Below are 6,446 nucleotides of genomic sequence, written 5' to 3'. Positions count from 1 at the left end.
ATGATTACAAAAAACAGCTTTCGAAAGCCAGAGGCTACAAGAAAGCTGCTATTGCATCTATGCATAAACTGATTCGGACAATCTATGCTCTAATTATTAATGATCAACCATATGATTACCGTAAATCCCTTCATAATCAAAGTTAATGATTAATCATTTATAAGTATATCAGTCTGCACAAAATGATTAAAATGGAGACTTATTTTGTCATGCCCTGTATTGGGTTCTCAGACTGACTTTAATCTTATTCGCCTCATCAAAAGACTAAAAATTCTTCTTTAAATCTTTGATAATACTTGATTTTAGGTAGAAAAAGGCACCAAGCTCTCGCTCAGTGCTTTTCTAAAACAAAATATTAATACATATGTCTTAATATCTACTTTTCACGAATGTCCTTTGTTATTTGCATCCCTGCTTGCCGACCAAAGATCACCGTTTCCGCAATGGAGTTACCACCGATTCGGTTGTTACCGTGGAGTCCGCCAGATACTTCACCAGCGGCATACAAGCCGTTAATCACATTACCGTTACCATCTAAGACCTTGGTCTCTGGGGTAATGTGAATACCACCCATCGTGTAGTGAATAGCTGGGTGAATATGAATGGCAAAGTAAGGAGCTTTGCTAATGCCACGATCCATTCCAGTCGTTCTACCAAATGCAGCGTCATCGTGCTTGTCAACGGCTTCATTCCACTTAGCCACTGTCTTTTCTAAGTTGTCAGCATTCACACCGATCTTCTTAGCTAAGTCTGCCAAAGTATCACCGTGTTCGACCACACCTACTGAATCGTAGAATTCAATGGCCTTGAAGTGGTCACGAATGCCTTGATCCAAGATGAGGTATGCCCCGTCTTCATCCAAAGCAGTGATGGCGTTAGAAACGATCTTACGCGTGTTCAATTCGTTAACGAATCTTTCCCCACTCTTGTTAACTAAGATCGCACCTTCACCACGGACTCCTTCACCAATTAAGAAGGTATGGTCAGTGTCAGTTTGAGCAGTTGGGTGCACTTGGATGAAGTTCATTTGCATGAGCTGGGCGCCAATGTCTTCAGCTAACTTCAAACCGTCACCAGTTGCACCTGGTTGGTTAGTGGTATGGTAACCAACTAAGTCTGGACGATACTTCTTAATAATGTCTTTAGAAGCACCGAAACCACCACTAGCCAATAAGACAGCCTTAGCGTTAACAACACTGTTGCCAATTTCAGTTTCAACTTCAGCGCCAGTTACTTCCTTAGCGGCGTTTTGACGGAGTTTAACTACCTTCGCATTATTGAAGAGTGGAATTTCTTCTTTTTCACATTGCTTCAATAAGCCAGTTACTAAGTAACCACCAACTGGGGCCTTGGAAGCTGGACGGTGAGCGCGCTTCTTGCTCATCCCTCCCGTAATGGTCAAGTCAGTCAATTCAATGCCGTGTTCCATTAACCAGTCAATGGCAATGGCAGAATGGTCAACGAAGTAGTGTAACATGTCGCAGTCGTTTAAGAGGCCACCACCCTTTAAGGTTTCCTGATAAAAGTCTTCCTTATTATCGATGATACCTTCCTTTAATTGCACCAAACTTTCAGCGGCGTTCATCCCACTTGAAGCACGGTTGGTGTTACCACCAAGTTGTTCGTTCTTTTCAAAGACTGCGACCTTCATGCCTAATTCATGAGCTTGAAGGGCAGCAGTTAAGCCTGTACCACCAGCACCGACGATCACAATATCGTAGTCGGATGCGATTTCGTTGGGTCTTTTAGGTGTGAAAACATATTTTGCCAATTTGATCCCCTATTCTTTTCTATTCTTCTGGTTCATGCTTGTCGACGTTGGTCATTTGCATGTAGTCCATCCATTCGTCGTATTGCTTTTCTGTTACTTTACCACTCTTAAGGGCAGCTTCACGTAAGGTGGTGCCTTCCTTATCAGCAGCTTGCGCAATCTTAGCAGCATCGTGGTAACCAATGTGTGGTGACAAAGCCGTAACCGTCATGAGTGAGTTATCAAGTAAGTCATCCATGCGCTTTTCGTTAACAGTCAAGCCATGAATCATCTTGTCAGCAAAGCCAGTAATGGTACCAGTCAAGATATCACATGAGTCAAGGAAAGCAGCGATCATCACTGTCTTAAAGACGTTCATTTCGAAGTTACCTTGACTTGCAGCAAAGGTAATGGTGGTGTCATTACCGAAGACCTTAGCGGCAGCCATGGTAACAGCTTCAGCTTGAGTTGGGTTAACCTTACCTGGCATGATACTTGAACCTGGTTCATTTGCTGGAATGTTCAATTCACCGTAACCAGCTCTAGGACCTGAAGCAAGTAAACGAATATCTTGCGCAATCTTGAACATATCAGCTGCCAAAGTCTTAAGCGCACCGTGCATTACATCAATACCTGAGTGGTGAGCTAAGCCCCAGAACTTGTTGGTGTCATATTCAAACTTATGACCGTATTCTTCAGATAACTTAGCCACGATCTTTTCCGTCATCCCTGGAGCAGCGTTCAAACCAGTACCAACAGCAGTACCACCGATGGCTAATTCGTAAAGGGTTGGCTTCAATTCTTGAATGTACTTCAAGTTATGCTTCAAAGCTGAAATATAACCAGACAATTCTTGACCAAAGGTCAATGGGGTTGCGTCTTGCAAGTGGGTCCGACCAACCTTAACGGTCTTCCAGTACTTCTTTTCCTTAACGACTAATTCGCCGATTAAGTGTTGGATTGCTGGTTCAAGTTTATCAAGGGCTTCAACAGCCACAATGTTCATCGCAGTTGGGTAAGTGTCGTTTGAAGATTGTCCACGGTTAACATCGTCGTTAGGCAAGATGTTCAAACCTGGGTGCAACTTGTTAGCAAGGTTAGCAACAACTTCGTTAACGTTCATGTTACTTTGGGTACCTGAACCGGTTTGCAATACGTGAAGTGGGAAGTCCTTACGTAAGTCAGTGTCGCTCATGGCTAACAACTTATCAATGGCATCTTCGATTGCTTCACCTTTTTCCTTAGGTTCATCGCCAACTTCAACGTTTGATTCAGCGGCAGCCTTCTTCAAGTGAAGGAAAGCACGGATGATGGCCAATGGCATTTCTTCACCACTTGGGAAGTTGTTGCGACTTCTTTCAGTTTGCGGACCCCAGAGAGCATCCTTAGGAATCTTTACGGGACCAATAGTATCACTTTCAACGCGGTATTCTTCAGTCATGATTTTTCTCCTTTTTTGATAAAACAAAAGTGGTTATAGCTTGTCTAGACGAGTTATAACCACTTTCTTTATTTGACAATAATTAAAGTTCAACACCATCCAAGACTTCTTGCATCTTGTTAGCTGAGTTAAGCATCTTTTCTTGTTCAGCCTTTGATAACTTAATTTCAATGACGTGGCTGATACCGTTACCGTCAATGACAGTTGGAGTACCTAAGTAAAGGTCATGCTTAATGCCATATTCACCGTTAATTGGAGCTGACAATGGTAAGCAGATTGAACGGTTGTCCAAGACTGCACTGACGATTTGGGTAAGCATCATGGCAACACCATAGAAGGTAGCACCCTTGTTAGCAATGATCTTACCACCCTTCTTGCGGACGTCAGTTTCAATTTCACTTAAAACGTCATCGTTGATTTCGGCATAGTCACGAAGTGGCTTGTTATCAACCAAGCTTTCGTCGAAGTTTTCAAAACTAGTATCACCATGTTCACCAAGAACCATTGAGTTAACCTTAGCAACTGGAACGTTAAGCTTCTTAGCAAGTTCAACACGTAAACGCATTGAGTCAAGTGAAGTACCAGTACCGATAACTCTATTCTTAGGGAAGCCTGACAACTTTTGGGTCAAAGTAGTCAAGATATCAACTGGGTTAGCAGAAACTACGAAGACACCCTTAAAGCCTGAGTCAACAACTGGCTTAACGATACTCTTCAAGATCTTAACGTTCTTTGCAACCAAGTCAAGTCTAGTTTCGCCAGGCTTTCTTGGGACACCAGCAGTGATGACGCAAACGTCTGCATCCCCAGCATCGCTATATTCACCTGGGTGGATGTTGGTTTGACCCATAAATGGAGTGATATCTTCAAGGTCCATTGAGTCACCAACTGGACGTTCTTTAGCAACATCACAGATAGTTAATTCTTCAACATTACAGTTTTGCAACAAGTCGTTTGCAAAAGTTGAACCAACAGCGCCGTCTCCGACAAGAAATACTTTTCTACTCATAGAATTTTCCTTTCATACGAAAATCAACTTGTTATCGATTACACATAACATTATACAATAGTTTTTCCATCAAGCGCTTACATTTTTGCATTTTTTTGATTTTTTATTGCTTTTTTAAGATTTTTAAATATTTTGCAGTAATTTTAGATATGCAAAAAGCAAGTAGCTTGTTTTTGGGAGTTACTTGCTTTTATGAAGGTGGTATTTTGGCGTGATGAATTATTAGGTGGAGGTTTGGTTTCTTATAAGGAAGAAATAGATTTTTTGAGACAAAAAAACGAGCAATGCTGGTTTTTGCATTGCCTGTCATCATAAGGAATAAACGCATTGTATTATCATTTGCACACATCTCCCACCGCCAAGAGGAGGAGGACAATATCATCAAGCAGAAGATGTATGTGTACCTCACTACACTGATTATGATAGCTCTTTCAGATTAAATTACAAATGTTATGCCTTGTGAATTAAGTATTTTGTCTTTTAACGATTCTGATGGTTCAATTTCTTGGCAAAGAAATCACCGACCACTTGCACGATGAAGATCAAGATCACAACTAAGATCGTTGCGACCCAGGTCACATCATTATTGAAACGGTTGTAACCATAGGAAATGGCGGTGTTACCTAAACCACCGGCACCAATAGCACCAGCCATAGCAGTTAAACCGATCAAACTAATAATGGTAACCGTTGAGACTCTGACTAATTCAGAACGTGATTCACGTAAGTAAACGTCAAAGATAATATCAGTTAAGGTGGCACCTAAACTTTCGGCGGCTTCAACTTTACCTGTGTCAACACTTTCTAAAGCGACTTGCACTTGCCGCGCATAGAAAGGAAAAACTCCTAAAGTCAGAGGAACTAAGGCGGCCTTCATCCCAATTTGGGTCCCCACAATCTTCTGGGTGACGGGCGCAATAAAGGCTAACAAAATAATGAACGGAATGGCCCGGAAGATAGAGACTAACTTATCACAGACATTGAACCAGAACTTGTTTGGTCGCACGCCATCTTCTTTCGTAATGACTAATAACACGCCAAAGATAATTCCTAAAATGCCGCCAAAGATGGCTGCCCAAAAGGTCATGAATAAGGTTTGGAAAATACTGGTTCCCCAACCAGCTTCACCGCCCCATCCTAACTGAACGACATTTGGTGCTACTTTTTCAAACCAACTAATCATATACCTTCCCCTTTTCATCCAATCTTGTTACGGTAACTTCTTGTTCATGTAAGAATGCTTGCGCTTGCTTTTGCTTGTCTGCATCCCCTTTGATCAAAACTACCAACGTCCCGATCGGTTCATCATTCAAGAGCTCCACATTCCCATATAACATACTGGTTTCAACACCAACTTTTTGGAAGAGCTCAATAATAATTGACTTAGTCACGTTAGCCACATTGTAGACCAACTGGTAGACGGCTTCGTTTGCTTGCAATTGACCCAAGTTCAATTTTTCAAGAGTCGTCATGGCTTCAAGAGACCCACCAACAAAGCGCTTGGTTAATTCTTCTTTTGGATGTAAGAAAATCTGCCGCAGACTACCATTTTCAATAATTTGGCCATCTTCCATGACGGCAACTTTGGTGGCAATTTTCTTCACGGCTTCCATTTCGTGGGTAATCAAAACCACGGTCAAGCCTAATTCACGGTTTAACTTCTTGAGTAATTCCAAAATTTGTTGGGTATTTTGTGGGTCCAAGGCACTGGTTGCTTCATCAGAGATCAAAATATCAGGCTTGTTCGCCAAGGCTCTAGCAATCGCCACTCTTTGTTGCTGTCCACCGGAAAGTTCCGATGGATAAAAGTCAGCTTTGTCCTTTAAGTCAACCAGATCAAGCAGTTCCAAAGATCGCTTCTCTAATTCTTCATCACTTAATTTTGCATGCTTTAAGGCAAAAGCCACATTTTCTAAGACCGTTGTTTCATTTAATAAGTTGAAGTGTTGAAAAATCATCCCGATCTTACGCCGAGCTAACTGCAAGTCCTTGTTAGAAATCACTTGCTTACCATCTTTGACAAAGTCCACACCATTGACAGTAATGTCCCCTGAACTTGGATGTTGGAGTAAGTTAATGGTCCGCACCATCGTGGATTTACCAGCGCCTGAGAAACCTACCACGCCATAAATATCACCCTTGTCAATGTGCAAGGTTAAGTCCTTGACCGCGCGGACAACCTGGCTTTTTTTCTGCGGAAAGTCAACATTAATCTTGTTTAATTCAATAATACTCATGTCTGTTTCC

The 6,446-nt window shown here is 41.9% G+C and carries 5 protein-coding genes and 1 pseudogene; 1 reads left to right on the top strand and 5 read right to left on the bottom strand.

Translation table 11 applies throughout. The features are described from left to right. A pseudogene (locus EJK17_RS11875) lies at positions 1-146 on the top strand (IS110 family transposase); the annotation flags it as partial. A gap of 230 nt (positions 147-376) precedes the next feature. Here EJK17_RS11875 and EJK17_RS09385 read toward each other — a convergent pair. From EJK17_RS09385 to EJK17_RS09365, 5 genes are all read right to left on the bottom strand, one after another. Continuing rightward, positions 377-1,771, bottom strand: coding sequence for a flavocytochrome c (locus tag EJK17_RS09385; protein WP_127796383.1), 1,395 nt, complete (start codon positions 1,769-1,771; stop codon positions 377-379). A 19-nt stretch (positions 1,772-1,790) separates the two neighbouring features. Further along, positions 1,791-3,194 carry a class II fumarate hydratase gene (locus tag EJK17_RS09380; RefSeq protein WP_103662428.1) on the bottom strand — a complete coding sequence of 468 codons (1,404 nt, stop codon included), beginning with the start codon at positions 3,192-3,194 and terminating at the stop codon, positions 1,791-1,793. A 79-nt stretch (positions 3,195-3,273) separates the two neighbouring features. Next, complete coding sequence (locus EJK17_RS09375) at positions 3,274-4,200, bottom strand: L-lactate dehydrogenase (RefSeq protein ID WP_103662425.1); 927 nt, start codon at positions 4,198-4,200, stop codon at positions 3,274-3,276. Between the two features lie 480 nt (positions 4,201-4,680). Next, positions 4,681-5,382, bottom strand: coding sequence for a methionine ABC transporter permease (locus EJK17_RS09370; protein ID WP_103662424.1), 702 nt, complete (start codon positions 5,380-5,382; stop codon positions 4,681-4,683). Next, on the bottom strand, positions 5,375-6,436 hold the full coding sequence (locus EJK17_RS09365; protein ID WP_103662423.1) for a methionine ABC transporter ATP-binding protein: 1,062 nt from the start codon (positions 6,434-6,436) through the stop codon (positions 5,375-5,377). The genes EJK17_RS09370 and EJK17_RS09365 overlap by 8 nt, the downstream gene beginning before the upstream one ends. Between the last annotated feature and the right edge of the window lie 10 nt (positions 6,437-6,446).

This window comes from Lactobacillus xujianguonis (assembly GCF_004009905.1).
Taxonomy (GTDB): Bacteria; Bacillota; Bacilli; order Lactobacillales; family Lactobacillaceae; genus Lactobacillus; species Lactobacillus xujianguonis.
Note: the sequence above shows the minus strand (reverse complement) of the source record. Positions and strands in the feature narration are given on the sequence as shown.

Bases quoted from the DNA above. Each gene is read 5' to 3' on its own strand.
- EJK17_RS09375 (WP_103662425.1), bottom strand. From the start codon at position 4,200: ATGAGTAGAAAAGTATTTCTTGTCGGAGACGGCGCTGTTGGTTCAACT.
- EJK17_RS09370 (WP_103662424.1), bottom strand. From the start codon at position 5,382: ATGATTAGTTGGTTTGAAAAAGTAGCACCAAATGTCGTTCAGTTAGGA.
- EJK17_RS09365 (WP_103662423.1), bottom strand. From the start codon at position 6,436: ATGAGTATTATTGAATTAAACAAGATTAATGTTGACTTTCCGCAGAAA.